This is a genomic window from Corynebacterium renale (genome assembly GCF_002563965.1).
Lineage (GTDB): Bacteria > Actinomycetota > Actinomycetes > Mycobacteriales > Mycobacteriaceae > Corynebacterium > Corynebacterium renale.
Genome location: NZ_PDJF01000001.1, coordinates 1,607,666 through 1,630,229, shown reverse-complemented (window position 1 = coordinate 1,630,229; position 22,564 = coordinate 1,607,666). Strand labels below are relative to the sequence as shown.

At 57.6% G+C, this 22,564-nt stretch carries 25 protein-coding genes; 9 read left to right on the top strand and 16 right to left on the bottom strand.

Annotated elements, in window-relative coordinates; all coding sequences use genetic code 11:
- Positions 1 to 20: 20 nt before the first annotated feature.
- From hisD to ATK06_RS07610, 3 genes are all read right to left on the bottom strand, one after another.
- Entirely contained in the window at positions 21 to 1,331 is a 1,311-nt protein-coding gene (gene hisD / locus ATK06_RS07620; RefSeq protein WP_098389128.1) for a histidinol dehydrogenase, read from the bottom strand.
- A gap of 158 nt (positions 1,332 to 1,489) precedes the next feature.
- Complete coding sequence (locus ATK06_RS07615) at positions 1,490 to 2,071, bottom strand: hypothetical protein (RefSeq protein ID WP_143341410.1); 582 nt, start codon at positions 2,069 to 2,071, stop codon at positions 1,490 to 1,492.
- A 95-nt stretch (positions 2,072 to 2,166) separates the two neighbouring features.
- Positions 2,167 to 2,817, bottom strand: coding sequence for a hypothetical protein (locus ATK06_RS07610; protein WP_053072619.1), 651 nt, complete (start codon positions 2,815 to 2,817; stop codon positions 2,167 to 2,169).
- A gap of 171 nt (positions 2,818 to 2,988) precedes the next feature.
- Here ATK06_RS07610 and ATK06_RS07605 point away from each other — a divergent pair, with 171 nt between their 5' ends.
- The 5 genes from ATK06_RS07605 (at position 2,989) to ATK06_RS11260 (ending at position 7,101) form a co-directional block, all read left to right on the top strand.
- Positions 2,989 to 3,519, top strand: coding sequence for a TetR family transcriptional regulator (locus tag ATK06_RS07605; RefSeq protein WP_048379318.1), 531 nt, complete (start codon positions 2,989 to 2,991; stop codon positions 3,517 to 3,519).
- 162 nt (positions 3,520 to 3,681) lie between these two features.
- Positions 3,682 to 5,148, top strand: a complete 1,467-nt coding sequence (locus ATK06_RS07600) for an exonuclease domain-containing protein (protein WP_048379319.1) — start codon at positions 3,682 to 3,684, stop codon at positions 5,146 to 5,148.
- Positions 5,149 to 5,250: 102 nt separating this feature from the next.
- Complete coding sequence (locus tag ATK06_RS11110) at positions 5,251 to 5,865, top strand: hypothetical protein (protein WP_143341409.1); 615 nt, start codon at positions 5,251 to 5,253, stop codon at positions 5,863 to 5,865.
- A gap of 24 nt (positions 5,866 to 5,889) precedes the next feature.
- Positions 5,890 to 6,894 carry a GTP pyrophosphokinase gene (locus tag ATK06_RS07595; RefSeq protein ID WP_098389127.1) on the top strand — a complete coding sequence of 335 codons (1,005 nt, stop codon included), beginning with the start codon at positions 5,890 to 5,892 and terminating at the stop codon, positions 6,892 to 6,894.
- Between the two features lie 69 nt (positions 6,895 to 6,963).
- Positions 6,964 to 7,101: a hypothetical protein gene (locus ATK06_RS11260; protein WP_169916275.1), complete on the top strand. Its 138-nt coding sequence runs from the start codon at positions 6,964 to 6,966 to the stop codon at positions 7,099 to 7,101.
- A 55-nt stretch (positions 7,102 to 7,156) separates the two neighbouring features.
- Here the strand turns inward: ATK06_RS11260 and ATK06_RS07590 are convergent, their stop codons facing one another.
- Genes ATK06_RS07590 through ATK06_RS07570 form a run of 5 tightly spaced genes read right to left on the bottom strand, consistent with a single transcriptional unit; the run spans position 7,157 to position 9,835 of the window.
- Complete coding sequence (locus ATK06_RS07590) at positions 7,157 to 7,555, bottom strand: RNA-binding S4 domain-containing protein (RefSeq protein ID WP_048379321.1); 399 nt, start codon at positions 7,553 to 7,555, stop codon at positions 7,157 to 7,159.
- Positions 7,556 to 7,558: 3 nt separating this feature from the next.
- Entirely contained in the window at positions 7,559 to 7,798 is a 240-nt protein-coding gene (locus ATK06_RS07585; RefSeq protein WP_048379323.1) for a hypothetical protein, read from the bottom strand.
- 5 nt (positions 7,799 to 7,803) lie between these two features.
- Complete coding sequence (locus ATK06_RS07580; RefSeq protein WP_048379325.1) at positions 7,804 to 8,451, bottom strand: YigZ family protein; 648 nt, start codon at positions 8,449 to 8,451, stop codon at positions 7,804 to 7,806.
- Positions 8,448 to 8,684, bottom strand: coding sequence for a HypC/HybG/HupF family hydrogenase formation chaperone (locus ATK06_RS07575; RefSeq protein ID WP_048379327.1), 237 nt, complete (start codon positions 8,682 to 8,684; stop codon positions 8,448 to 8,450). The genes ATK06_RS07580 and ATK06_RS07575 overlap by 4 nt, the downstream gene beginning before the upstream one ends.
- Positions 8,675 to 9,835: a hypothetical protein gene (locus ATK06_RS07570; protein WP_048379330.1), complete on the bottom strand. Its 1,161-nt coding sequence runs from the start codon at positions 9,833 to 9,835 to the stop codon at positions 8,675 to 8,677. The genes ATK06_RS07575 and ATK06_RS07570 overlap by 10 nt, the downstream gene beginning before the upstream one ends.
- Positions 9,836 to 9,872: 37 nt before the next feature.
- On the opposite strand from ATK06_RS07570, the gene ATK06_RS07565 reads away from it, so the two are divergent.
- Positions 9,873 to 10,217 (top strand): hydrogenase maturation nickel metallochaperone HypA/HybF, encoded by a 345-nt coding sequence (locus ATK06_RS07565; protein WP_048379332.1) that lies wholly within the window; start codon positions 9,873 to 9,875, stop codon positions 10,215 to 10,217.
- Between the two features lie 13 nt (positions 10,218 to 10,230).
- Here ATK06_RS07565 and ATK06_RS07560 read toward each other — a convergent pair whose 3' ends face one another.
- The 6 genes from ATK06_RS07560 to ATK06_RS07535 form a co-directional block, all read right to left on the bottom strand.
- The gene (locus tag ATK06_RS07560; RefSeq protein ID WP_048379334.1) at positions 10,231 to 10,728 is read right to left on the bottom strand and encodes a hydrogenase maturation protease; all 498 of its coding nucleotides are present in this window, start codon (positions 10,726 to 10,728) and stop codon (positions 10,231 to 10,233) included.
- A gap of 3 nt (positions 10,729 to 10,731) precedes the next feature.
- Positions 10,732 to 11,925 carry a Ni/Fe-hydrogenase, b-type cytochrome subunit gene (gene cybH, locus ATK06_RS07555; protein ID WP_098389126.1) on the bottom strand — a complete coding sequence of 398 codons (1,194 nt, stop codon included), beginning with the start codon at positions 11,923 to 11,925 and terminating at the stop codon, positions 10,732 to 10,734.
- A complete protein-coding gene (locus ATK06_RS07550) occupies positions 11,922 to 13,676 on the bottom strand; it encodes a nickel-dependent hydrogenase large subunit (protein ID WP_048379336.1) in 1,755 nt (584 codons plus the stop codon). The genes cybH and ATK06_RS07550 overlap by 4 nt, the downstream gene beginning before the upstream one ends.
- Before the next feature lie 2 nt (positions 13,677 to 13,678).
- Positions 13,679 to 14,887 (bottom strand): hydrogenase small subunit, encoded by a 1,209-nt coding sequence (locus ATK06_RS07545; protein ID WP_048379337.1) that lies wholly within the window; start codon positions 14,885 to 14,887, stop codon positions 13,679 to 13,681.
- A gap of 189 nt (positions 14,888 to 15,076) precedes the next feature.
- Positions 15,077 to 15,877 (bottom strand): hydrogenase nickel incorporation protein HypB, encoded by an 801-nt coding sequence (hypB, locus tag ATK06_RS07540; protein ID WP_048379339.1) that lies wholly within the window; start codon positions 15,875 to 15,877, stop codon positions 15,077 to 15,079.
- A gap of 23 nt (positions 15,878 to 15,900) precedes the next feature.
- Entirely contained in the window at positions 15,901 to 16,230 is a 330-nt protein-coding gene (locus ATK06_RS07535; RefSeq protein WP_048379341.1) for a hydrogenase maturation nickel metallochaperone HypA, read from the bottom strand.
- A 47-nt stretch (positions 16,231 to 16,277) separates the two neighbouring features.
- Here ATK06_RS07535 and hypF point away from each other — a divergent pair, with 47 nt between their 5' ends.
- Positions 16,278 to 18,506, top strand: coding sequence for a carbamoyltransferase HypF (gene hypF, locus ATK06_RS07530; protein ID WP_098389426.1), 2,229 nt, complete (start codon positions 16,278 to 16,280; stop codon positions 18,504 to 18,506).
- Here hypF and hypE read toward each other — a convergent pair.
- A complete protein-coding gene (gene hypE / locus ATK06_RS07525; RefSeq protein ID WP_048379343.1) occupies positions 18,503 to 19,606 on the bottom strand; it encodes a hydrogenase expression/formation protein HypE in 1,104 nt (367 codons plus the stop codon). The two genes, hypF and hypE, sit on opposite strands and share 4 nt — an antisense overlap.
- 81 nt (positions 19,607 to 19,687) lie before the next feature.
- On the opposite strand from hypE, the gene ATK06_RS07520 reads away from it, so the two are divergent.
- On the top strand, positions 19,688 to 19,957 hold the full coding sequence (locus tag ATK06_RS07520; RefSeq protein WP_048379346.1) for a HypC/HybG/HupF family hydrogenase formation chaperone: 270 nt from the start codon (positions 19,688 to 19,690) through the stop codon (positions 19,955 to 19,957).
- A gap of 76 nt (positions 19,958 to 20,033) precedes the next feature.
- Entirely contained in the window at positions 20,034 to 21,176 is a 1,143-nt protein-coding gene (hypD, locus tag ATK06_RS07515; RefSeq protein ID WP_098389125.1) for a hydrogenase formation protein HypD, read from the top strand.
- 61 nt (positions 21,177 to 21,237) lie between these two features.
- Here the strand turns inward: hypD and ilvA are convergent, their stop codons facing one another.
- Positions 21,238 to 22,536 (bottom strand): threonine ammonia-lyase IlvA, encoded by a 1,299-nt coding sequence (ilvA, locus tag ATK06_RS07510; RefSeq protein ID WP_048379350.1) that lies wholly within the window; start codon positions 22,534 to 22,536, stop codon positions 21,238 to 21,240.
- Between the last annotated feature and the right edge of the window lie 28 nt (positions 22,537 to 22,564).

Sequence of the window (22,564 nt, the reverse complement as noted above, 5' to 3'; positions counted from 1 at the left end):
GTCAACCACAGGTAATCGCCTTACTTTCCTTCAAAACGGGCACGGATTGCTTCACCGTGCGCGGGGAGCCGTTCTTCATCTGCCAACGCGATAATCGCTTCTGAGACACCGTGCAGTGCCTCGCGATCATATTCGATGAGGTTCACCGGCCGGAGGAAGGTGTGCGTCGATAAGCCGGGATTAAACCGTGCGGTCCCGGATGTTGGTAGAACGTGATTCGACCCGGCCGCGTAGTCACCAAGAGGAACCGGTGAGTAACCGCCGACGAAAATTGCGCCCGCGTGCCGAATCTTTTCGGCGTCCTCCCGAGCGTTGCGGGTGATAACCTCAAGGTGCTCCGAGGCATAGGCGTCGGCGACTTGACGTGCAATATCCTGATTGTCCACAAGCACGATTCCTGACTGTTGGCCCGTCAAAGCTTCGTGGACGCGCTCAGAGTTAAGCGTCACTGTGTAACGCTGCTCGATTTCCTTGTCCACGGCTTCTGCAAGTTCACGTGAGTCCGTGATGAGGACACTCGCCGCCATCGGATCATGTTCTGCCTGGCTAATCAGGTCGTAAGCGACCCACACTGGGTCCGCGGTATCGTCTGCAAGAATCGCGATTTCTGTTGGGCCGGCTTCAGCGTCAGTCCCCACAACTCCCTGAACAAGGCGCTTTGCCGCTGCAACGAAGATATTGCCGGGACCGGTAATCATATCTACCGGTTCCAGGCCTTCAGCATCGTCACCGTACGCCAGCAACGCAACGGCCTGTGCCCCACCGACGGCCCAGACCTCATCCACACCGAGCAGACCACACGCAGCCAAAATTGTCGGGTGTGGCAGTCCGCCGTATTCAGCCTGTGGCGGCGAAGCCACAACCAACGAGGTAGCTCCAGCTTCCTGAGCTGGAATGACATTCATCAAAACACTCGACGGGTACACCGCTTTACCGCCCGGAACATACAGTCCCACGCGTTCAATCGGGAGAAACTGTTCGGTGACGGTTGCTCCCGGCGCGAGAGTCGTTGTGTGTGGGTCCGGCTTCTGGTCTGCGTGGACGGTACGGATACGGCTGATCGCAGTTTCGAGCGCGACTTTGAGATTTGGGGTAAGGCCGGCGACTGCGTCGTCGATAGCCTGCTGAGAAACGCGGACGTGCTCGGGACGGCAATGATCGAATTTTTCCCCAAGTTCGAGAGCTGCGTCCGCTCCGCGTTCTTTAACGCTGTCGATGATGGGGGCTACGGTCCCCAAAACAGCAGTGACGTCCGTGCCGCCGCGTGGCAGGGAACGGCGAATCTCACTTGCCGTCGGGGTTGTGCCGGTCAGGTCGATGAAGTTGAGCACGTGATTTCTCCTCTACTGCCTGTCACAAAAACACCGCAGCACATCACCGTGTGGTGTGCGCTGCATTGTCTTCGAGATTCTGTGTGAGTCTCACTATACCCACGGTGTGTATCCATGCTCCACTGAGGCGGGGACTGTGGTTTAGGCTACAGGGGCCTTTACTGCTGTGTGGGTCCATCGCCGACATCGTGGACGGCATCGGCGTCGTCGCGAGTGTTGAGCACCCATGCTGTCCAGTACGTCAACGCGCCGACGAATGCCGAAAATAACGGCACGGCTGCGCCCAGCGGCACGGCTCGCATAGCGCTAAAAGTGTCCCCCTCCGCGGGATCAAAGCCTGCAGGAACTCCGTATATCTGCGAAGCAACCAGCGCGCCAGCGCTATACAAAGCCATCGCACCAATCGCGCACGCAACAGCTACCCACAACACCATCCCGACACTATTGCGTTCCCGCAACCGCGTGGCGAGGAAAGCGCTCGCCACAATGCAGATAACTGCGCTGATGACAACCACGAGCGCCCACCAACGGAAGACCGAGTTATCTCCTTGCGCCGAAGACGGCACCACAGCACCATCAGACACCGTGACGTCCATCCGCGGCCAGCCTAAGCCCCACACCACCCCAGCAAGGGAATGGATGAGCAATACCGCAACGAGGAATCCCGCAGCAGAATTGACCACTCGCTGCCGTTCCGAACGACCTGGCCGGCATAGGGAGGTATGCAAAGTCTGTGTCATCGATATTCCCGCATTAAAAGAAGGGCCACGCCTTTACTCCACTCGTGGTGGGCTAAAGACGTGGCCTTCGTATCAACTGTGAACCGGCGCGGAGTTTACTGCTGGGAGCAGAACTGCCACTGGCCGTTGCCATTCTTGGTGAAGTACATGGTTTCGGTCACGCTCTCGGTGCCGTTTGGCCCCTGAATCTGCGAGGTAACGCTCGCGGTTGCAGAGTTACCATCAGATTTCACGTCCGTAGCCTGTCCCACGTTCATGGCGGCGATGCCTGTCTGCTCCAGCGTGAGATCTGGGATTGCTTCAATCTGCTGGCGAATACCTGCTCCGCCAGCGGCTTCCTGGGTTGCCGGACAGCTGTTGTCCAGCATGTAAATCGACATCCCCTTAACGGATTTCTGCTGGGCCAGGCCACCGAGAAGATTGTTAATCTGCTGGATATCCGCCTCAGAGGCAGCAGGCGCTTCGAGTGGTTTAACCGGCTTCGCCGTAGCGCTCAGAGCAGCAATCGGGTCCTGGATAGTTGGAACCTGCTGTTCACCTTCTGGGCGTGGCTCCTGGCCATCAGGGTTTTGCCCGGTGGTCTCTTCGGTCGAGGACTCTTCGGAGCTCGTAGCGGAAGTAGAGGTAGAAGTCTTAGTCGACGTTGCGGTCGCAGTTTCGGTTGCGGCCGAGTCCTCGTTATCGTTGCCACACGCAGTGAGCGCCAAAGGCAGGGTCAAGGCGACGGCCATGGCGGACATCTTCATAGTTGAGATTTTCTTCACTGAATTTTCAACTCCCAGAGTAGCGGTCAATGTTTAGGAGTTTTTATATTATCAGGGCTTTCTGAAAACGTACTGTTAACTCCCCTTGAGCTCAGTACATCCCGGTGCGCATAGGCCTGAGACGTAAGTACCCACCTTGCTAAGGTGGAACCTGTGCAGCTAACTCGTCACAGCATCGTTGATGCAGCGTTTACAATCCTTCGCCGCTACGGCCTAGGAGACGTGACTATGCGCAGGGTGGCATCGGATTTAGGGGTCGCGCCGGGTGCTTTGTACTGGCATGTTGCAAATAAGCAGGAACTGCTTAGAGCTTTAAGTTCGCACATCATCCAGCCGGCTCTCACGACGGATTACATGTCACCGGCCGATCGGGCGACTGCTTTTCGACGTTGCGTGCTTTCCGTACGCGATGGAGCAGATGTCGTATCAGTCGGCCTGGCAGACCCCATTGCGTTGCGCGGGATTATCGAAGTATGGACTTCCTCGTTTACCGAGGCGGGTCAATGCGCCCCCGAACGCGGAGCCCTTGGCGCTGAAACGCTTCTGCACTACTGCGTTGGAGCGGTATTGAACCAACAAACTTTGGAACAGTTGGGGCAGGAATCTTTGGCAGACCAAGATGCAAGTTTTAACGCTGGCGTAGAGCTCATCGTGAACGCAACGTTGCTACATAGGACGTCGTAATCGCGTGAACTGCGGTGTTCGAATGCTTTGCTAGCGTCACACCCACGTGTCTAGGCAGCCGACTACACTACGGAAGAAATCGACTTAGCCCGTACCCCGAAAGCCGGTGAGTAATCGAACTTCCTGGTTCGGGCAAGCCATACGAAAGGACTCAAGGCACAAGTGATTACGGCACATGGAGCTCACGTCAACGTCAGCGCCGAGGCTATCGACGTGCACTACGGCGCATTGTTAACCGCATTGCGCGGTACGCCGGAAGCGCATATTGCGGTCGAGGACCTGTCTGCGGTGACGCTTCAGTCCCCCACTTCTGCCGCACTTGGGCACCTGAGCGTGGAGTTTTCAGACGATTCCCGCGCACCCTTCTCTATTGCGTTCGCGCCCGGTCAAGAAAGCTCAGCACAGCTCTGCCGTGAAGCCATTGAGGCAGCATTGAAGGGCGAGGACATCCCTGGGCTTGGCGCAAACGTGGCCATTCCCGGCCTCAACTTTGTTGCGGTAGACGTAGAGACTGCTAATTCTGACTGGGGTTCTATCTGCCAGATAGGAGCAGTCAAGGTCCTCGATGGCGTAGTCAGCGAAAATTCTTACGTCACGCTGTGCAAGCCTCCGAAGCCGGTCGACAACTTTGATAAATCCAATATCGCGATCCACGGGATTCAGGCTGAAGACGTCGCTGAAGCTCCTCAATTCGCAGAAACGGTTCAGGACTTAGCATCATTCGTTGGCGATCTCCCCTTGGTAGCACACAATGCCCAGTTCGATGCAACAGCCCTCACACGGGCGGCGCAATACTCCGATGCACAGCTGCCCCCGTCCTATTTCGGCTGTTCTTTAGCTCTGGCACGTAGTTTGAATCTGCAGGTAAAAAACCACAAGTTACCCACAGTCGCTAAAGAATTCGGCTACGACCTCGAACAACATCACGATGCGCTAGCTGACGCCCGGGCGTGCGCGGAGATTGTCCTTGGAGCTGCACGAAGGGACCGTTTCTCGGGTTCATTTGCCGAATTATTCTTCGACCACTACCTCACGCTGGGAACCATGGCCAACAAGAAAGTATTCCCAGTACTGAAAGACCGGTCAGGCGCAGGTGTGGCGACACAACGCACAACCATTGCCCAACATCCCACCCCTCCGCAAGATGAAACCGCTCCGGGTGCCGAAATACAGGAGGCATTGCTGAGCTACTCCGAGGTCAAGGACGGACCGCGCAGTGGAACAGACGCCACGTCCGCACGTGGGAAAACCGGGTCATCAAAGTCGACTGGCGGTAGGGCTCCGTGGCAAGCCGTAGCCACCCCGGACACGGTGCCCGATGCCAATAAAGAAGCAGACCCCTCCTCTCTGCTCTACGGGCAGAACGTGACGCTGACAGGCGATTTCGAGCCGTGGGATAAAGGCCAATTGTGGAACCTCATTGCGCAAGCTGGCGGCCACGTAGGTAAGAACGTGACTAAGAAAACCACCATCCTTGTTGCAGGAGCGTGGCACTCTGTGACCTCGAAGGAAAAGAAAGCGCGTGAGTACCAACAAAAAGGTCAGGACATTGCCATCTGGTCCGCAGAGGATTTGTACAACGCGCTCGGCGTAGATGCATCACCACAAGAGGAACAACCACCCTTCTAGTCTTCCCGCCCATCCTGGTCAAAAATTTCGGAGACCAGGGAACCTCCCGAACACGTCCGCGCGTCTATATACGCACAGACTAGAACCTCGGGAGGTTTTTCCATGCACACTTCACTGACTCACACAGCAGAAACCCTAGAGCAGGCTTCCGCGCACTCATGGCAACCGATTATCGTCCCAGCTGATTACGCAGGACCGAGCGTTGCATTGTCTACCCAAGCCCGCGTGGCCATAGGAATCGACGGCCAACCGCTCACCCCCAAAGACATGGCAGTCCACGGCTATTCCCTACTCCAAGCATGGGAACGCGCCGCACTCAATGTAGAACGTCGGGCCCGCAACCACGCAGGTATTGAGTTCCTCAGCCGCGGTGCGCATAACATCCCCGGTTTTCCCCGCGATGTCACAGCAATGCAATGGACAGTGCGCGGGAATTACATTGCAGCCTGGTTAACGCATCCACGCACATGGTCTCGCCTCCACCACCATATCTGCGGGATACTTACCCCCGACTGCGGCCATTCTTCTGAGGACTGGATCCCGCAAGCCTGTCCTGTCAGATATTTCTGCCCGCGTCTAGACACACTCGTAGCGGTGGATAGCAGAGACACCGTAGCTTTGGCCTGTACCGCAGATTGGTCGCGCATGATAACTGAAACGCCCTTTACCGGTCCCCTGCGGTATTCCTATGGATTCCCCATCCCAGCTCCCTGGTAGGTGGCACAGCTACAATTGCCTGCGATGTCTGAAAACGTGATTGCTAACCTGGGAAACACCTACCACGCGTGGATCCGCAAACACCCGGATGCGGCTACTCAGCTCGCAGCCGAAATTGAGGATCTGCTTGGCGACGCCGGTGTGACTTTCGATCGCGTGACCGCACGGATCAAAACGTGGGAATCGTTGAAAGCCAAGGCGAAGAAAACTACGCCTTCTGGTGAAAATGTGTACCCCGAACCGTGGACCGATATCCACGACATCGTGGGGGTTCGCGTGACCACGTTTCATTCCACAGAAATCCCGATTGCCGTGGACGTTCTTACCCGCTCCTTCACGTTACTGCGGTCGGTAAATAAGACCGCCCAAACGCAGATTGCCGGTGATTTCGGGTACGGTTCCCACCACCTGATCCTGGAAATCCCCGAGGGCACCGATGGCCTAGACGACCTTGCAGGAACAGTCTTTGAGGTCCAGATTCGCACCGTCCTGCAGCACGCCTGGGCAGAATTTGAACACGACATCCGGTACAAACGTGGCGCTGAAGACCTCGACCCGAAAATCGACCGGGCCTTCACTCTCGCCGCGGGTCTTATCGAACTTGCCGACCAACAATTCGACCAAATCGCCGCCCTCCAACAACCGGGAGGCACCGGAACCTCCGATGATGTTGAGCTCACACCAGAAACACTCCCGGGTGTTCTTTCCATGTTGATGGGAACCAAGTTTGCGCCGTCGAGAAGCGATTCCTACCGGTGGCTCCATCAACTCCTCGAGCTCAACGGGATTACCACTGTGAAGCAACTGCGTGAAGTGCTTACCGTAGAAAACCTCAATGTAGTGTCGCAGGCCATGAAATATCGGTATCAACCAGGACAGGTTCGCATTATCGACGACATCCTTCTGTACCTCTTCGGGGACAAGCACATTGAGCGCACCGCGGATACAGGCAATCGGCCTAAAGCACGCGCAGATAGGTTGCCCGCGCGTCTGCAGCTTCTCCAGGATGCAGGCGTCACGAGCCCATAACCGCATCGTGCGAATGCTGTATGCTGGTCCCGTAATCCAATTCTCCACGCGTAGGAAGGTTCACAGCTCATGAACTCTAGCTTTGGTGGCTCCTCCATCACCGATAACCCACAGGTCGCAGACTTTATCCACGTGTGGGCTCTGAGCATCGCAGATTTCTTCCGCCCACTGGGAATCAACTTCCCGCCCGCGAACTGGGGAATCTAAGACACCCACAAAAGCGCAGTACCTCTCGACGGTACTGCGCTTTTTAATCTCTGACCTATGAACTCGAACGCCCGCGAAGCCGATCCAGCGCGCGGCGTTCTTTCTTCGTAGGGCGTCCACTGCCTCGGTCGCGCACGGGCGGAGCTACAAACAATTCCTTCGGCGGAGGTGGCGGAGTGTGGTCGATATAGCACCGCACCGCAACCGGGGCGCCGACGCGTTTGCGTACCGTCGCCGCCACTTCGACATCTTTTTCGTGGTGGTTCGCCCATACTCGCACCCGGTCGCCGGGTACCACTTGCTGTGAGGGTTTGACCGACTGCCCGTTGAGTTTCACGTGCCCTGCGCGAACGGCTTCGGTAGCAGCCGAACGCGTTTTAATCAGGCGGACAGCCCACACCCAGACGTCAATCCGTACGGGCTCGCCATCAGGTTGCGTTGCTGGATTAGCCATAAATTACTGCTGATCTTTGTAATTAACGATCTTGCGGACTTTGGCGTAGTTGTAGCCGCCGGCAATAACGGCGACGACGAACCCGATAATCAGCCACGTGAAAAAGCTGTGCGTAGACAAAAGGCCAAAAACGATGCCTACGCCAATGGACCCAGCACTCCAGACGACGGCGTTGCGACTGTACTTTCGCACAGCTTGCTTACGGGCTTCAATTGGATTCGTGGGGCGTTGGCTCAAAGTCATAGCAGTTAGTCTACCGCGGGATACTCCACCCAGGCCGTGCCGGCACGTTTCAGGGTTGCTTGGCCCGCAGTCAGTGCAGCGAGGGTGTCCTCTAGCACGTCAAAGCTGCCAGGCTCAGTAGCCATTGTGATGGTGACCGCAGCCCCATAGGACACATCGGTGACGGTGATGCCACGGGCACGAATATCGGCTTCAAGTTTTCCGGCCGCTGCGTGCGGGGCGCTGGTTTGTGCAAGTTCCTTTTGCGCGCGGACATACCGCGTCACCTTAGGCAACGTGTCCCCTACCGCATTGGAATAGGCGTGGACCAGGCCGCCAGCGCCAAGTTTGATACCGCCGAAATAGCGCACCACCACAGCGGCGATGTCTAGCATTCCTGATCCCTTCAGCTGCTCGAGCATCGGGGCTCCAGCCGTCCCGGACGGCTCCCCATCGTCTGACGAGCGTTCTACGGGCAACGCGTCCTCAACATGGTGGATGAAAGCACTGCAGTGATGCCGCGCGTCAGGATATTCGCCTTTAATCTCGTGGATGAAAGCCCGTGCTTCCTCCGAATTGCTCACTCGTCGAATGAAGGTGATAAAGCGCGAACGCTTAATTTCCACTTCGTCGGTAAACGTAATCTCGGGTGCCGGTAGCTGGTAAGAGGTCATCTGTTAAGCATGTCGAAGGAACGCATGGTGTGCAAGGTGGCGTGTGCGTCCTCCTCCGCCACGATGTCGATGGCGAAGCCGTGTTGGAATAGGACGTAGTTGCCTTCTTCTACCTCGGGTACGTAGGCGAAGCAGCAAGGACGTTCTTCGCCTTCGACGTCAATGGTGCCCATCGGCATAGGGCTGGTTTTATCACCGGTAGTGAGTACTTTGCCTGGAACTCCTAGGCACATGGTTCCTCCTTAAACTCAATGTTCATCATGCCAGGGGGCATGGAAGCGCACGGCATGCAGGGGTCTGCGGCGCGAATTGCCGCTTCCGCCCGTGACGTGCGTTCGTTGTCTGGCCCAGAGCATGCTTCCGTGAGCAGCTCAGCGAGCCACGGTTCGTTCTGCGCTGTGGGGGTAAGCACGTGAGCGGCGGTCACCACTTCGTTCTCGTCGACTTCGTAAGCGTGGGCAAGCACACCGCGGGGGCCGTCGACAAGGCCGACGCCAGTCCGGGTGGGTTCCTGGGAGGGCGTGCCGACGAGCTGTGCATCAGTCTCCGCGATCTGCGAAAGAATTCGCAGGCTCTTGGATAGCGCTTCCACGATCCCCCATGGGTCTTCCCCGTCGCCAGCATGGGTACGCGGTCCGACGCGGTACAAGGCCTTACCTGTGGGGGTGTCTATGTACGGGCGGGGAACAATCTCCCCGGGGTGGCGTTCATGGACGCGGTCGAAGAACTCCTCGACAGGGAAAACTTCGCAGTGCGCGCTATCTGCGTAGCGGACGTGGCTTCCAAGCGGGTCCCAGTTACCTGAGGCGTCGCTTTGGAAGAGGTCGCCACCACTGCACGGGATAGGTTCAGCTACTGGCAGCGCGCGGGCTACGTCCAGAGCTTCTTCTACAATTGCACGCAGTTCGGGGGTAACGGTGACGTCGTGAAGCACTCCGCCGACGGTGGCTACATGCGGGAAGTGACCTTCCATCCCCGCCGCACGTTGCAGTGCCTTGCCGGCTTTCTTGATGGTCACTGCTGCTTGCCGGTAGGTCATTATGAGCTTGGGTGCGACGGTATCCAAGACGGAACCGTAATGCAGAAGCGTGCGCACAGCCTGGGCGCGCGGTGGGATGTCAGCGGGCCGGAAGCCTCGCATATGTTCCCACGCTTGGTAGACAGCAAGATGATGCGTCACCGGGCACAGCCCGCAAATTTTAGTAACGATGTCTGCAATGTGCTCCATCGGCAGGTCGACAAGCATGCTTTCAATCCGCGGAAAGCTGCTCAAATCGAAACGGGCCTCTACGCCTTGAGGGGCCGTGGTGCCAGTGGGTTGGCTGATGAAAACCGTAGCAAGTCCTGGGTCGACGGCCTGATTCAATTGAATTTTCTCGCCCAACAGAGGGCCTCCTCTACCACGAACTACTATAGATTTTATGCATGAATTGAGTTTGCTCACCGGAGTTACCCGCACCGCCAGCGAAGCCGCCGAAGGCAAAACCATCCGTGCAGTCGGCTTGACCGTGGGAAGTTTTTCCGGCGTAGTCATCGACGCACTCGACGGCGCTTGGTTCCTAGCCCGACAGGGTACAGCCTGTGAGAACGCCGAGCTGCACATCGAACCCGTCACCGCAACCGTGTGGTGCCCAACCTGCCAGCGCGAACAGCCCATCGACGAATACTTCGACCTGTCCTGCCCCGTATGTGGTACCGGAACGGCTGAACTGCGGCGCGGCAAGGAATTCGATATTTCCTACATTGACGTAGATACCGACGAATAGCCGGCACGCGCACTCACGTTTCTGGCAGCCCCGCGTTACCTGCAGCCCACCATTCGAGTTGGAGGCGAGCACGCTCCACCGCGGCCGCGATTCCAGACTGTGCTGCCCCGCTGAGCCCCACGCGCAGGTCCACGGTCTCGGCAACCACACCGACCAGTGCCAGATCTTCCGGTTCATTTCCAAGGAGCCTGCTCGCTGCCAGAAGATCCATCACACCGACCTGGTGCGGGGACACATTCTGGGGAATTACGCGGGGAATATCGGCCCCGGCGACGTGCACCACGGACCCGGGGGCTCCTGGGCCGGCGGTGGCGTCGAGAATAAGCAGTTTGTCTGCATCCTCGAACTCTCCGAGAAGTTCGAGTCCGGCGATGGCGCCATCGTGGTAGTACACCGAAGTCGGGCCAACGGCTTGTAACTCCGTCAAAATGGCCTGCCCGATGCCGTCATCGCCCATGATTGTGTTACCCACCGCTAAGCAGGTAATCGCAGGAACAGAAGCAGTGTCCATGGCTTAACCGATGCGTGGCCCGTCGACAGGATTACCACCACGGTGCAGCCACAAGCCACCGTTGAGCATGGCAGACAGACCGGAGTACTTCTCGACGGAGTCTGCGCGGATCACCAAGTAGACGTGGATGACCACGAATACCCAAATAATGAACATGATCAACGCATGCCCTAGACGAACCCACGGGACGCCAAACCAATCCACTGGTAGGCGCACAATATCCCAGTACCATGTAGCTGGCTTAGCCAGTGCGTACAATGCCATGCCGCTAATGATCTGCAGGATGCACAAGCCATAGATACCGCTGTAGGAAATTTGCTGGAGGCCGTTGTGCCCGATGTACAGCGGAGGTTCTTCCTTACCCAAGAACAGGTAATGCTGCGCGGTGCGCAAGATATTCTTGGCGTCTTCTTTGCTGTATATCGGCCACAGCGAACGCCACTGGTTTTGGCGCTGCTTGGATACGCAGAGCAGCCAGACTCTCCAGAGCGCAAGCACAATCCAGGCGAATCCAGACGCGATATGTGCGAACCGAATCCAGCCCATCAGGTAGCCCGTGTCTTGTCCGGGTTGCTGGCCGAAGAACGGATCCATGATGTAATAGCCGGTGAGCGTCAGCAAAATGATCAAGAAAAGGTTAATCCAGTGCTGCCAGCGCAATGCCGCAGGCCACAGTTCGACACGTACCCAGTCGCTGGGGTTGTCGTTGACGTCGGCCGCCAGCTTTCCTGCACTGACCGGGGCTAGTGCGACAAACCCCTGGAGGCGCATGTCCCCAACGTTGCCTAGGAGATCCTTTTCGGCAACTGCGACACCTAGGCAGCGCCACCCTAGTTTGTGCATCGCCCGTGCGTTTTTGCGCAAGAGGGCACGCTGCGCGCGGTTAGACACCGAAGCTTCAACAACAGAATCCATGTCACCACGAATGATGTCGGCGGTGTCCGTGTGCGCGACGGAATACCGACGCTCTGGCGTCGCTAATTCGAAGTGCGCCGCATCCACGTACTCAGGCGTCAGGTCAGGCCGATTGGCCTTCAGGGAACCGACGAGTGCCTGGTCCACAGGGTCTTGGGACCCCTTGGGGGCGACTGCAGCGGCGGCCAGGATTTCCGTCGGCGAGAGCGTATCGACGGCGAAAGCCTGGTACACCCGAATCGCCATGTCTTTGGCGTGGGTTGGTTGGAGTGTGTTACTCATTGTGTCATCACCTGGAAAAGTTCATTTCCCTCAGGGTCGAAGACGTGCACGCCACACGACATGCACGGGTCGAACGAGTGGATGGTGCGCAGCACTTCGAGTGGCTGTTCCGGGTCGACAAGTGGGTGGTCACCGCTGCCAGCGAGAGATTCTTCGTACGGGCCACGATTACCTTCTGGGTCACGGCCACCCGCAAGCCAAGTGGTCGGGACAACAGCCTGGTAATTGGCCACCTTCTTGTCCTTAATAGTGACCCAGTGGCTGAGCATGCCACGAGCTACCTCGACGACTGCGAAACCGGAGCATTCCTCCGGCCAGCTGGATGGCTCCCACTTCGTGGCATCGAAGACGTCGAAGTCCCCTTCGCGCAAGTTCTTCACAAATTCTGGCATGATCACGTCACGCAGCTTTTCGGCCACGGTAACGCTTTCTACCGCGCGGGCTAGGGTGCGACCGCCGGTCGAATTCAGCTTATCTACGCCAATACCGTACTTCTTCAACGCAACATCGACGAGTTCACGGGTGCGCTTATGGTCCTGAATGTAGGCCGACAGAACGCGGGCGATGGGGCCAACCTGGGTGGATCGGCCAGCGTAGCGTGGCGCCTTGGAGAACGTGTAGCGTCCGTCTTCCGCGTCGGATAGCCAGCTGTATGGAGGCTGCGGCCCGGTGTAGTCCGGGGTGGTCTCCCCGACCGTTGGGTGCAGGCCTTTGTCATTTCCTTCTTCGTAGTTGAACCAGGCCGAAGACACGTATTCCAAGATTTGGTCAGTGTCTAGCGGATGGATCTTGGTGTAGTCGCCGTCGAGAATTGCTCCCGGCATAACCCCGTCATTTCCGAAGGAGACTGGATGATCCAGATCCTTGCCCACATACGCGGCGCCCGCGGTGCCTACTGCGAGGAAGTTTGGCGCGGCGGCGCCGATCTCGAAGTAATCCTTGTACACATCCATAATTGCGAGGGCGTCAGGCAGGTAGCAGTCGTTGACGAACTCGTAGATTTCATCAATCCACTGCTCAATCTTGTCGATCTGAACTTGGTTGACGGTCTCTGACTTCTCCGTATCGATCGAACATGCCATGCCGCCGACAAGGAAGTTCGGGTGCGGGTTCTTTCCGCCGAACACAGTGTTGATGCGAATGATGGAACGCTGGAACTGCAGCGCATCCAAGTAGTGGGATACCGCCATGAGGTTTGCCTCAGGTGGAAGGCGGTAGTCGGGGTGATCCCAGTAGCCGTTAGTGAAGATGGACAGCTGCCCGGAGCTCAGGACGTCCTGCAGCGTCTTCTTGACCTGGGCGAACTTTTCTTCGGAGTTGAGCTTCCACTTCGAGCCAATGGACTGTGCGAACTCGACGGCCTTCTTCGGATCCGCTTCGGCAGCCGAAACCACGTTAACCCAGTCGAGAGCGTGGAGATGGTAGAAGTGCACGACGTGGTCGTGAATCTCCTGGGAGGACAATACGAGGTCACGAATCAGCTGCGCCTGGCGTGGTGGTTTGGAGCCAATGGCATCTTCCACGGCATGCACGGAAGCAATCGAGTGCACTGCCGTGCACACGCCACAGATACGTCCGACGAATGCCCAGACGTCACGCGGATCGCGGTCCTTGCAAATTTCTTCGATGCCACGGTATTGGGTGGACTCACTCCAGGCTTCGGTGATCTTCCCGTTGCTGGCCTCCAACTCCATACGCAGGTGGCCCTCGATGCGGGTGAGCGGGTCTACAACGATTCTTTCAGTTGCCATGCTTATTCTCCTTCAGACTGCTGAGTCGTGGCCGTGGTGGGTGACGCTGTGCGGGTTCCTTCCGCACCTGGTTCATCGCCAAATGCTGCGAGGAGTTCCACCTCACCCGTGGAGTTACGCACGCCGATGGTCTTGAACGTGGTAATCGCACCATGAACAGCTACACCAGCGCCGGCGACACCCAATAGTCCGAGGCCAATTTGTTCCGCACTGGCCTCAATCCCGAAGCCCTTAACGTTTGGAAGCGTTTCGTAGAACGGCGTGAACTTGTCAAAGAAATCTTTTTCCGTGCAGCCGATGCAGGGGTGTCCTGCGCCAATGGGCCAGCTGGTCTTCATGTTCCACTGCACGATTGGGCATGGTGCGTACGTCGATGGGCCCTTACAGCCGACTTCGTACAGACACCAGCCGTTGCGGGCACCTTCGTCGTCGAAGGTGCGCACGAACTGCCCGGCATCGAAGTGCGGACGACGCTCGCAGGAATCGTGGATGCGCTGATCATAAGCGAACAGCGGGCGCCCCTGCGTGTCCACCTTTGGTGGTTTGCCATAAGTGAGCAGGTACGTAATGGTTGCGGTGATTACTTCGCCGATGGGCGGGCAACCGGCAACCTGGACAATCGGCTTGTCTTTGATGATCTGGTCGATGCCCACAGCACCCGAAGGGTTCGGGTTCGCTGCCTGGACGCTGCCCCACACTGCGCACGCCCCGACCGAAAGCACCACGGTTGCGTTTTCAGCAGCCTCGCGCAGGACCTGCTCCGCACTCTTACCGCCGATGGTGCAGTACGCGCCGTTTTCCTTGAGAGGGACGGAACCGTTGACCACAAGGATGTGTGGTTCCTGGTTGAGGTCGTGCAGAGCCTTTTCAGCCGCTTCACCCGAAGCTGCCATGACGAGCTCGTTGTAGTTCATGGACATCTGGTTAAGCACCAGATCTTCTACCGTTGAGGAACCAGAACGCAGCAATGATTCCATGCAACCGGTGCACTCCTGGAGCTGAAGCCAGGCAACGTTCGGCTTCTTCGCCCCACCGAGGGCCTCACTAATCTTTTCGGTCTCAGCATCAACGGCATAGGCGGGGTCCGGCTTGCCTACGGCAAACAGTCCAGACATTGCGGCACACATGCCCATGAAACTACGGCGGCTAACCCCCCGTGCTTTCAAATTGTCCCAGAGTGTAGACCCAAGCCATGCGTTTTCAAGATTCATTAATCAAGATCCTCACACTATTTCCTTAAGGCCTCAGTCAGCCATAGAAATACGCGCCCGGGCCTTCTGCCACTGGAGAGAACCGCAACTGGTCAGTCCTCTTACCTATTTGAAGAATAACACTATGAGCACCATTAAGAGAAACGATATTTCCGCACCATTAATGTAGCGAAATACCTTTAGCTGCGCTTATGCCAAACGCGCGTCAATCCACTGCAGGAAAGGTTTAACCCCTTCTCCCGTATATGCAGACATCTCGAAGATCTCCGCAGTGGGATTCACCTTCCGAATGTTTTCCTTAAATTGCTCGATATCGAACGGAACATAAGGCAATAAATCAATCTTATTGATGACAATTGCATTAACACTGCGGAACATGACCGGGTATTTCAGAGGCTTATCTTCGCCTTCAGTTACTGAGGCAATCATTGCCTTACGGTGAGCACCGACCTCAAATTCCGCAGGACACACCAAATTGCCCACGTTTTCAATAATCACGCAATCGAGATCATCAAGGTCTAATTTTTTTAAAGCATGCGACACCATTGGAGCATCCAAGTGGCATTCCCCGCCGAAACCGTCGCCGGTATTAAGCAACGCAATTTGCGCACCCAAGCCTTCAAGCTTGTCTGCGTCAATGGATGTTTCAATATCGCCTTCGACAACTCCCATGCGAACGACGCCCTGGGCAGCCTCAAGGACTTTACGGAGCACCGTCGTTTTACCTGCCCCCGGAGAGCTCATAAGGTTCACGCACGTCACCGAATGGTCGTCGAAAAGCTTTTTATTGGAGTCCGCGCAGGCATCATTTTCGGTGAAGATGTCCTCTAGAACCTCAACGCGCTGCGAGCCAGTGGCGTACTTGGAGTGGTCGCCGTGCTCGGACACAGGATTGGTGTGACTGTGTTCGTGGCTGTGGTCATGCGCGTGATCGTGGTCGTGATGGTGCGCGTGGACAGTTCCGTCATCGTGGCGGTGGAATCTACCCATTGGGATCTACCTCTCTTGAGCGGTTACTCGACATCAATATCAAGCACACGAAATTCCTCACCCGCCACCACGGTCGTCGGCTCCGGGCACTGGGGGCAGCGTACGTCAAGCTCACCAGACAGGGTCGTTCGATGTCCCGCCGCGCATTCGACGACGGCAGGAACCCGAATAATTGTGAGCTCTACGGGATTGAGCCCGCGCGTCGGGGCGACGAACTGCCACGCCCATTGCAACGTTTCGGGCACCACTTGACGCAGTGCCCCGACTTCAAGACGGACTCCCACTACGCAGCGCCCTGCTGCTGCCCGCGACACCACGGATGCGAGTTGGTGACTAAGGGCGACTTCGTGCATGCCCCTCATTCTAATAGGTAATTGTAAAACCATTAATGTGGGTTCTTATGGAAAGCATTCGGCGCAGGTACACAGTTTCTGGCATCGTCCAAGGGGTCGGATTTCGCCCCCACGTCGCACGTACTGCCGCACAGTATCCGCTCACCGGATTCGTGGGCAATAACGACGTCGAAGTCTTCATAGAAGCCCAAGGCACCCCACAATCCATCGATTGCTTTTTCGCCGACATGGTCGACACCGCCCCGGCTATCGCAAAAATCAACGGGCACACAGTTCGCGAAATACCGCTAGTAGACGGCGAATCCGCATTCCGCATCGTCGAATCCGACCACGTCGCCGGCACTCCGACGCTCATCCCACCGGATACGGCCATGTGTGACAACTGCCGCGCGGAATTCCACGACCCCGCCAACCGCAGGTACCACCACCCTTTCATCACGTGCACCGAATGCGGGCCACGGCTGACAATCATCACCGACGTGCCCTATGACCGCCCCGCAACAACTATGGCAGGCTTTCCCATGTGCCCCGACTGCGAACGGGAATATACTAATCCGGTTGACCGGCGCTTTCACGCCCAACCGATCAGCTGCCCCAATTGCGGGCCACGCATGTGGATCGAAAACGCGGACGGCACTCGTGTCGACGGCACCCCCGACGTGCTCGCCGCCCGCGTTCACCAGTTATGGGACGAAGGAAAGATCGTCGCGGTTAAAGGTATTGGTGGTTTCCACCTCATGGCCTCTGCTTACGGCCCCGGCGCGCAGACCTCGCTGACGAACCTGCGGGAGCGCAAACGTCGACCAGCGAAGCCCTTTGCGGTGATGTCGTCCACTCCGGAAGACATTGTTGAACTGAGCCCTGAGCTGTCGTCAATTATGCACGGGACTGCGGCTCCGATTGTTATTGCTCCGCGGAAGGCCGCGTTGGATCCACTTGTTGCTCCCGGCCTTACAGAAATTGGGGTTATGGTCCCCTATTCGCCATTGCACGAACTCTTGGTGGATCGTCCGGTTGTGGCGACGTCGGGTAATCCGTCGGGGCAGCCGGTGTGCATAGATAATGGGCAGGCGCGGGAAAAGTTGGGCGGGTTTGCGGATGCTTTTGTCATGCACGATCGGCCTATTTATCGGGCGGCTGAGGATTCCGTCATGCGTGGTCGTCGAATTATTCGGCGTGGTCGTGGGATGGCGCCCATGCCCATCGATATCGCCTCCGATGCTTCGGATCGCGCGATTGTTGCCGTGGGCGCTGAGTTGAAGAATGCTCCGGCTCTCATGGTGGGCCAACGGGTGCACCTTTTCCCACACATCGGCGACCAGGAATCGTGGGAGGGGCGCAAAGCCTTGAACCAGGCCGTCGCGGATTTGGTGCGTATGCATCGCGTAACCCCCGACGCGGTGGTTGCTGACCTCCACCCCAGCTACTCGACGGTAGCGTGGGCCGAAGATTACGCAGCGGACCACGATATTGCGCTTATCCAGGTCCAGCATCACCATGCGCACGCGCGGGCATTGCTGGCGGAACACCAGGTGACCGAGGATGCGGTCGTCGCAGTTCTTGATGGGACAGGCTATGGCACAGATGGAACGATCTGGGGCTGTGAAATCCTGCACTGCTCCCCTGGCCCAGAGTGGACTCGTGAGGCATACATGCCCACTTTCACGTTGGCTGGCGGCAACCAGGCAGTTGTGCACCCGTGGCGGTTAGCCCGCGCTCTCGTTGGCGATCGGGCTGATTTTTCTTCCGTTGACCCGGTGGCGCTCCAGGTTGTGGATTCGCAACTGCGTCACGGCACTGGGACTGTGCAATGCAGTTCTCTGGGAAGGCTTTTCGACGCCGCCGCCTACCTCATCGGCGTCTATCGCGAAAGTGTCAGCTACGAAGGCCAAGCCGCGATGGAGCTAGAGGCGTGCGCGGCAGCAGAAGCCGCCCCTTCCCACTACGACCCGACGTGGTCTCAGCTCGTTGCAGACTGTCTCGATGACAGCCTGCCCGCGAGCGTGCGGGCGCGCAGGTTCCATACTGGATGTGCAGCGCTCGTCGGATCAGAGATGGTCAAAGCTGCCCGGAAGCATGGCACCACCGTGGTGGGTGTGAGCGGAGGGTGTGCCCTCAACCAACTTCTCGTGGGAGACCTGCGCGCATACCTTTCCCAGCAGGGCCTGGACTTGCTGGAGCATGAGGTAGTTCCGGCAAACGACGGCGGCCTCGCTCTAGGACAGGCCGCCGCTGGCGCTTTAGGCGTGGACGACGCCGCGCGCCTACGCGTTTAGCAGATTCGTGGAAGCGGATCGCCGGCAAGCTTGTCCACCATGCGGGCGCCACCGAAACCGGTTACCAGAACTACGGAAGCTGCTGGTTCTTCACCGATGCGGCCAATCTTGGCAGCCCCCGGTGCGCCTGCTTCGCGCAGGGCTTCGACTGCAGCATCTGCTTCATCTGCGGCGACGACCGCAATGAACGTGCCCTCATTGGCTACGTAGAGCGGGTCGATACCCAGGATGTCACAGGCTGCGCGCGTCATCTGATTGACAGGAATGTTTTCGTCTTCGAGGATCACGGCGAGCCCGGTGTCGTCGGCAAGCTCATTAGCAACTGTTGCCACACCACCACGGGTGGCGTCGCGCATCCAGTGCGTATTCGGCGCTGCCTTGAGCAGTGCTTCAACCAGGCCGTTAATGGAGCGGGTGTCAGACTCAATCGGGGCGTCTAGAGCGAGATCGCCGCGGGCCATCATCACGGACATGCCGTGGTCAGCGATTGGGCCGGAAACGATAATCGTGTCTCCCACCTTCACCTGATCCTGCCCCACGTGGCGACCTTCAGGAATGATGCCCACACCGGCGGTGTTGATATACAGCTTGTCGGCGGCACCGCGCGGGACAACCTTCGTGTCACCCGTTGCGATAGTGACGCCTGCCGCGTCCGCTGCTTCCTTCATCGACTCCACGATATGACGCAACGTCTCTACCGAGAGTCCTTCTTCCAGGATGAAACCCACAGAAATAAGCTTCGGGACAGCACCTGCGACCGAAAGGTCATTCACTGTGCCATTGATAGCTAGCTCACCGATATTTCCGCCCGGGAACTCGATGGGGTTAACCACGTAGGAGTCAGTAGACATCGCCAACTTGGCGCCGCCTGCGGTTAATTCGGCCAAATCAACGACTGCCGAATCGCCCCCCTGGCCGAGAAGATCATTGCCGTAAACGTCGAAAAAGAGCCTGTCGAGCAGCGTGGTCGACTGCTTGCCACCAGCGCCGTGCGAAAGCGTAATGAATTCATCCTTGAGCCGCGCCGGGTGCCTGCGGACCCGAGCAATGTTGGAATTAACGCGACCCTGATCTTCGTTGAGCCTATTTTTCGGCTCCATGATAAACCGCTTCCTTTCCAGAAAATCCCATAGATGGTGTTACATTTGACGGTAGTACACGAAGGAGAGAGTTTTAAAGCCATGTGTCTTGGAGTACCCGCTCAAATTGTAGAAATTCCGGAACCGACTCGCGCAACCGTCAGCATCGGTGGCGTCCAGCGTGTCATTTCCACTGATTTATTGGTCGAAGAGGGCCTGAGCGTCGGTGAATGGGTTCTGGTCCACGTCGGTTTTGCATTGAGCAAGATTGATGAAGACGAAGCAAATGTGACACTGCAACAAATCAAACAACTCGGCGCGAATACTTATGAAGACGAATTGGAATCCTTCATAAGTTCCGAAATTAGTTAAAACATTTTCGATTGTTTTAACTACAAAGCATTCATACGTCACATCCCATAGTAAAGATTCCGAGGAGTTTTCACCCGTGAAATTCGTCGACGAGTACCGCGACCCCGCCGCCGCCCGCGCCCTACTGAAGCGCATTACCCACGATGCCGAAAAGCTTGACCACCCCATCAAGATCATGGAAATCTGCGGTGGCCACACCCACACGATCTACCGATACGGCATCGAGAACCTGTTGCCCGATTCCATCGACCTGGTCCACGGCCCCGGCTGCCCGGTCTGCGTGATTCCGATGGGACGCGTCGACGATGCCCTCTGGCTGGCGGAACAACCCAACGTCATTCTGGCAACCTTCGGCGACATGATGCGTGTACCCGGCTCCAACGAATCCCTGCTACAAGCACGAGCACGTGGCTGCGACATCCGTTTCGTCTACTCCCCCCTCGATGCGCTCAAAATTGCTGAAGACAACCCCGACAAGCACGTGGTCTACTTCGCGGTTGGCTTCGAAACCACAGCACCGTCCACCGCAGTCACCCTGTTCACCGCCAAGAAGCGTGCGCTCAAGAATTTCAGCGTCTTTTCCAATCACGTCACCATCGAACCACCACTCCGCGCCATCGCCGACGGTGGCGACACCGAAGTCGATGCCTTCATTGGGCCAGGCCACGTAGCAACCGTCGTAGGCACAAAGGCATTCAACTTCCTCGCAGAAGAATTCAACCTCCCCGTCGCCGTCGCAGGCTTCGAACCATTGGATATCCTGCAATCCGTCGCGATGCTGCTCGAACAATTCGTCTCCGGCGCGATTGAACGCGGCGAGGCGCGAGTAGACAACCAGTATTCGCGCGTCGTCGGTGAAGAAGGAAACCCAACCTCCTTGGCGCTTTTCGACGAAGTCTTCACCATCCGCGACACCTTCGAATGGCGCGGCCTCGGTTGGCTCGACAACTCCGGCTTCGGAATCTCCGAAGCGTACGCCGACTACGACGCCGAGCGCCGCTTCACCCTCCCCTCCAAGCGCGTGGCAGACCCTGTCGCCTGCGAATGCGGTTCCGTACTTACCGGGCGCATCAAACCCTGGGAGTGCAAGGTCTTCGGCACCGCGTGTACGCCGGATACCCCGATCGGTACCTGCATGGTCTCCCCAGAAGGTGCCTGCGCCGCATACTACAACTTCGGCCGCATCGATAAGGCAGCCGCTGTTGCATTAGGTAACTAGAAACAGACAATCCCCCGGACGCTGGCTTGCGTTCGGGGGATTTCTGCTGCGCGTCTACACGCTAGATCAGGAAATCGTACTCCGGCGTACCCGGGTGCAGTTGTTGAATGTGCAGGCTGGACGCGTCCATGCGCTCTAGCAGGCCCTCGAGACCGGCAGCAGAACCTAGCTCGAGGCCAACGAGTGCAGCACCAGTGTCACGATTGTTGCGCTTCAAGTATTCGAAGCGGGTGATGTCATCGTCAGGGCCAAGCACCTCTGTCAGGAATGCCCGCAATTGGCCTGGCTCCTGGGGGAAGTTCACCAGGAAGTAGTGGCGCAGCCCACGATGAACCAGGGAGCGTTCCATGATCTCGTTGTAGCGCAGAACGTCGTTGTTACCACCCGAGATGATGCACACCACGGTCTCACCCGGGGAAAACTTCAACTCCTTAAGCGCAGCCACAGACAGCGCACCGGCAGGCTCCGTGATGATGCCCTCGTTCTGGTACAGGTCCAGCATCTCTGTGCACACCGCGCCTTCGGAAACCACGAGCGGATGGATGCGGCCCTTATTCCGTTCGATGATGGCAAAGTTGATGTCGCCGGTGCGTTTGACTGAAGCGCCGTCGACAAAGTTGTCAACCTCATCGAGTGTTACCGGGTGGTTTGCTTCAAGCGCTGCATGCATGGAGGCAGCACCTGCCGGTTCCACCGCAGCAACAGCGGTTAACGGGGCCATATCGGCAAGATAGGAAACCACGCCAGCAAGCAAGCCACCGCCCCCGACGGGCACGGTAATCATGTCCAAAGATTTGCCCATCGACGTCAACTGGGACAGGACCTCCGCTGCCACGGTGCCTTGACCGATAACGGTGTCGCGGGCGTCGAAAGGCTCCACCATTGTCGCCCCGCGCTCCGCAGCGTCCTTCCGTGCAGCTTCTGCGGCCTCGTCGAAGTTATTGCCGGTCACCACGAGTTCCACGGCGTCGCCGCCGTGCACCATAATGCGGTCACGCTTCTGCTTCGGAGTGGGATTCGGAACGAAGATCTTTCCCTTGATCCCCATAGCCTTGCACGCATACGCCACGCCCTGGGCATGATTGCCTGCCGACGCCGCCACAACACCGGCTGCGCGCTCGCTTTCAGAGAGGCGGCTAATGGCGTTGTACGCTCCGCGGATCTTGTAGGAACGCACATCCTGCAAGTCCTCACGTTTGAGGTAAATATCAGCTCCGGTGGCCTCCGAAAGACGTGGGCAGTATTCCAAAGGTGTAGGTGCAATCACAGTTGAAATACGGGCCTGGGCCTGCTGAATGTCTGCAGCATGCACCTCATCAGTTGGTACAACAGGCTGCTTTTCGGAGTGCGTATTTGTCATGAAACGTAATCATAGTCAGTGCACCCGC

What these genes read in the sequence shown, in the direction of transcription:
- ATK06_RS07615 (WP_143341410.1), bottom strand. Translation starts at nt 2,071, where the DNA reads ATGACACAGACTTTGCATACCTCCCTATGCCGGCCAGGTCGTTCGGAA.
- ATK06_RS07610 (WP_053072619.1), bottom strand. Translation starts at nt 2,817, where the DNA reads ATGAAGATGTCCGCCATGGCCGTCGCCTTGACCCTGCCTTTGGCGCTC.
- ATK06_RS11110 (WP_143341409.1), top strand. Translation starts at nt 5,251, where the DNA reads ATGCACACTTCACTGACTCACACAGCAGAAACCCTAGAGCAGGCTTCC.
- ATK06_RS07595 (WP_098389127.1), top strand. Translation starts at nt 5,890, where the DNA reads ATGTCTGAAAACGTGATTGCTAACCTGGGAAACACCTACCACGCGTGG.
- ATK06_RS11260 (WP_169916275.1), top strand. Translation starts at nt 6,964, where the DNA reads ATGAACTCTAGCTTTGGTGGCTCCTCCATCACCGATAACCCACAGGTC.
- ATK06_RS07590 (WP_048379321.1), bottom strand. Translation starts at nt 7,555, where the DNA reads ATGGCTAATCCAGCAACGCAACCTGATGGCGAGCCCGTACGGATTGAC.
- ATK06_RS07585 (WP_048379323.1), bottom strand. Translation starts at nt 7,798, where the DNA reads ATGACTTTGAGCCAACGCCCCACGAATCCAATTGAAGCCCGTAAGCAA.
- ATK06_RS07580 (WP_048379325.1), bottom strand. Translation starts at nt 8,451, where the DNA reads ATGACCTCTTACCAGCTACCGGCACCCGAGATTACGTTTACCGACGAA.
- ATK06_RS07575 (WP_048379327.1), bottom strand. Translation starts at nt 8,684, where the DNA reads ATGTGCCTAGGAGTTCCAGGCAAAGTACTCACTACCGGTGATAAAACC.
- ATK06_RS07565 (WP_048379332.1), top strand. Translation starts at nt 9,873, where the DNA reads ATGCATGAATTGAGTTTGCTCACCGGAGTTACCCGCACCGCCAGCGAA.
- ATK06_RS07560 (WP_048379334.1), bottom strand. Translation starts at nt 10,728, where the DNA reads ATGGACACTGCTTCTGTTCCTGCGATTACCTGCTTAGCGGTGGGTAAC.
- cybH (WP_098389126.1), bottom strand. Translation starts at nt 11,925, where the DNA reads ATGAGTAACACACTCCAACCAACCCACGCCAAAGACATGGCGATTCGG.
- ATK06_RS07550 (WP_048379336.1), bottom strand. Translation starts at nt 13,676, where the DNA reads ATGGCAACTGAAAGAATCGTTGTAGACCCGCTCACCCGCATCGAGGGC.
- ATK06_RS07545 (WP_048379337.1), bottom strand. Translation starts at nt 14,887, where the DNA reads ATGAATCTTGAAAACGCATGGCTTGGGTCTACACTCTGGGACAATTTG.
- hypB (WP_048379339.1), bottom strand. Translation starts at nt 15,877, where the DNA reads ATGGGTAGATTCCACCGCCACGATGACGGAACTGTCCACGCGCACCAT.
- ATK06_RS07535 (WP_048379341.1), bottom strand. Translation starts at nt 16,230, where the DNA reads ATGCACGAAGTCGCCCTTAGTCACCAACTCGCATCCGTGGTGTCGCGG.
- hypF (WP_098389426.1), top strand. Translation starts at nt 16,278, where the DNA reads ATGGAAAGCATTCGGCGCAGGTACACAGTTTCTGGCATCGTCCAAGGG.
- hypE (WP_048379343.1), bottom strand. Translation starts at nt 19,606, where the DNA reads ATGGAGCCGAAAAATAGGCTCAACGAAGATCAGGGTCGCGTTAATTCC.
- ATK06_RS07520 (WP_048379346.1), top strand. Translation starts at nt 19,688, where the DNA reads ATGTGTCTTGGAGTACCCGCTCAAATTGTAGAAATTCCGGAACCGACT.
- ilvA (WP_048379350.1), bottom strand. Translation starts at nt 22,536, where the DNA reads ATGACAAATACGCACTCCGAAAAGCAGCCTGTTGTACCAACTGATGAG.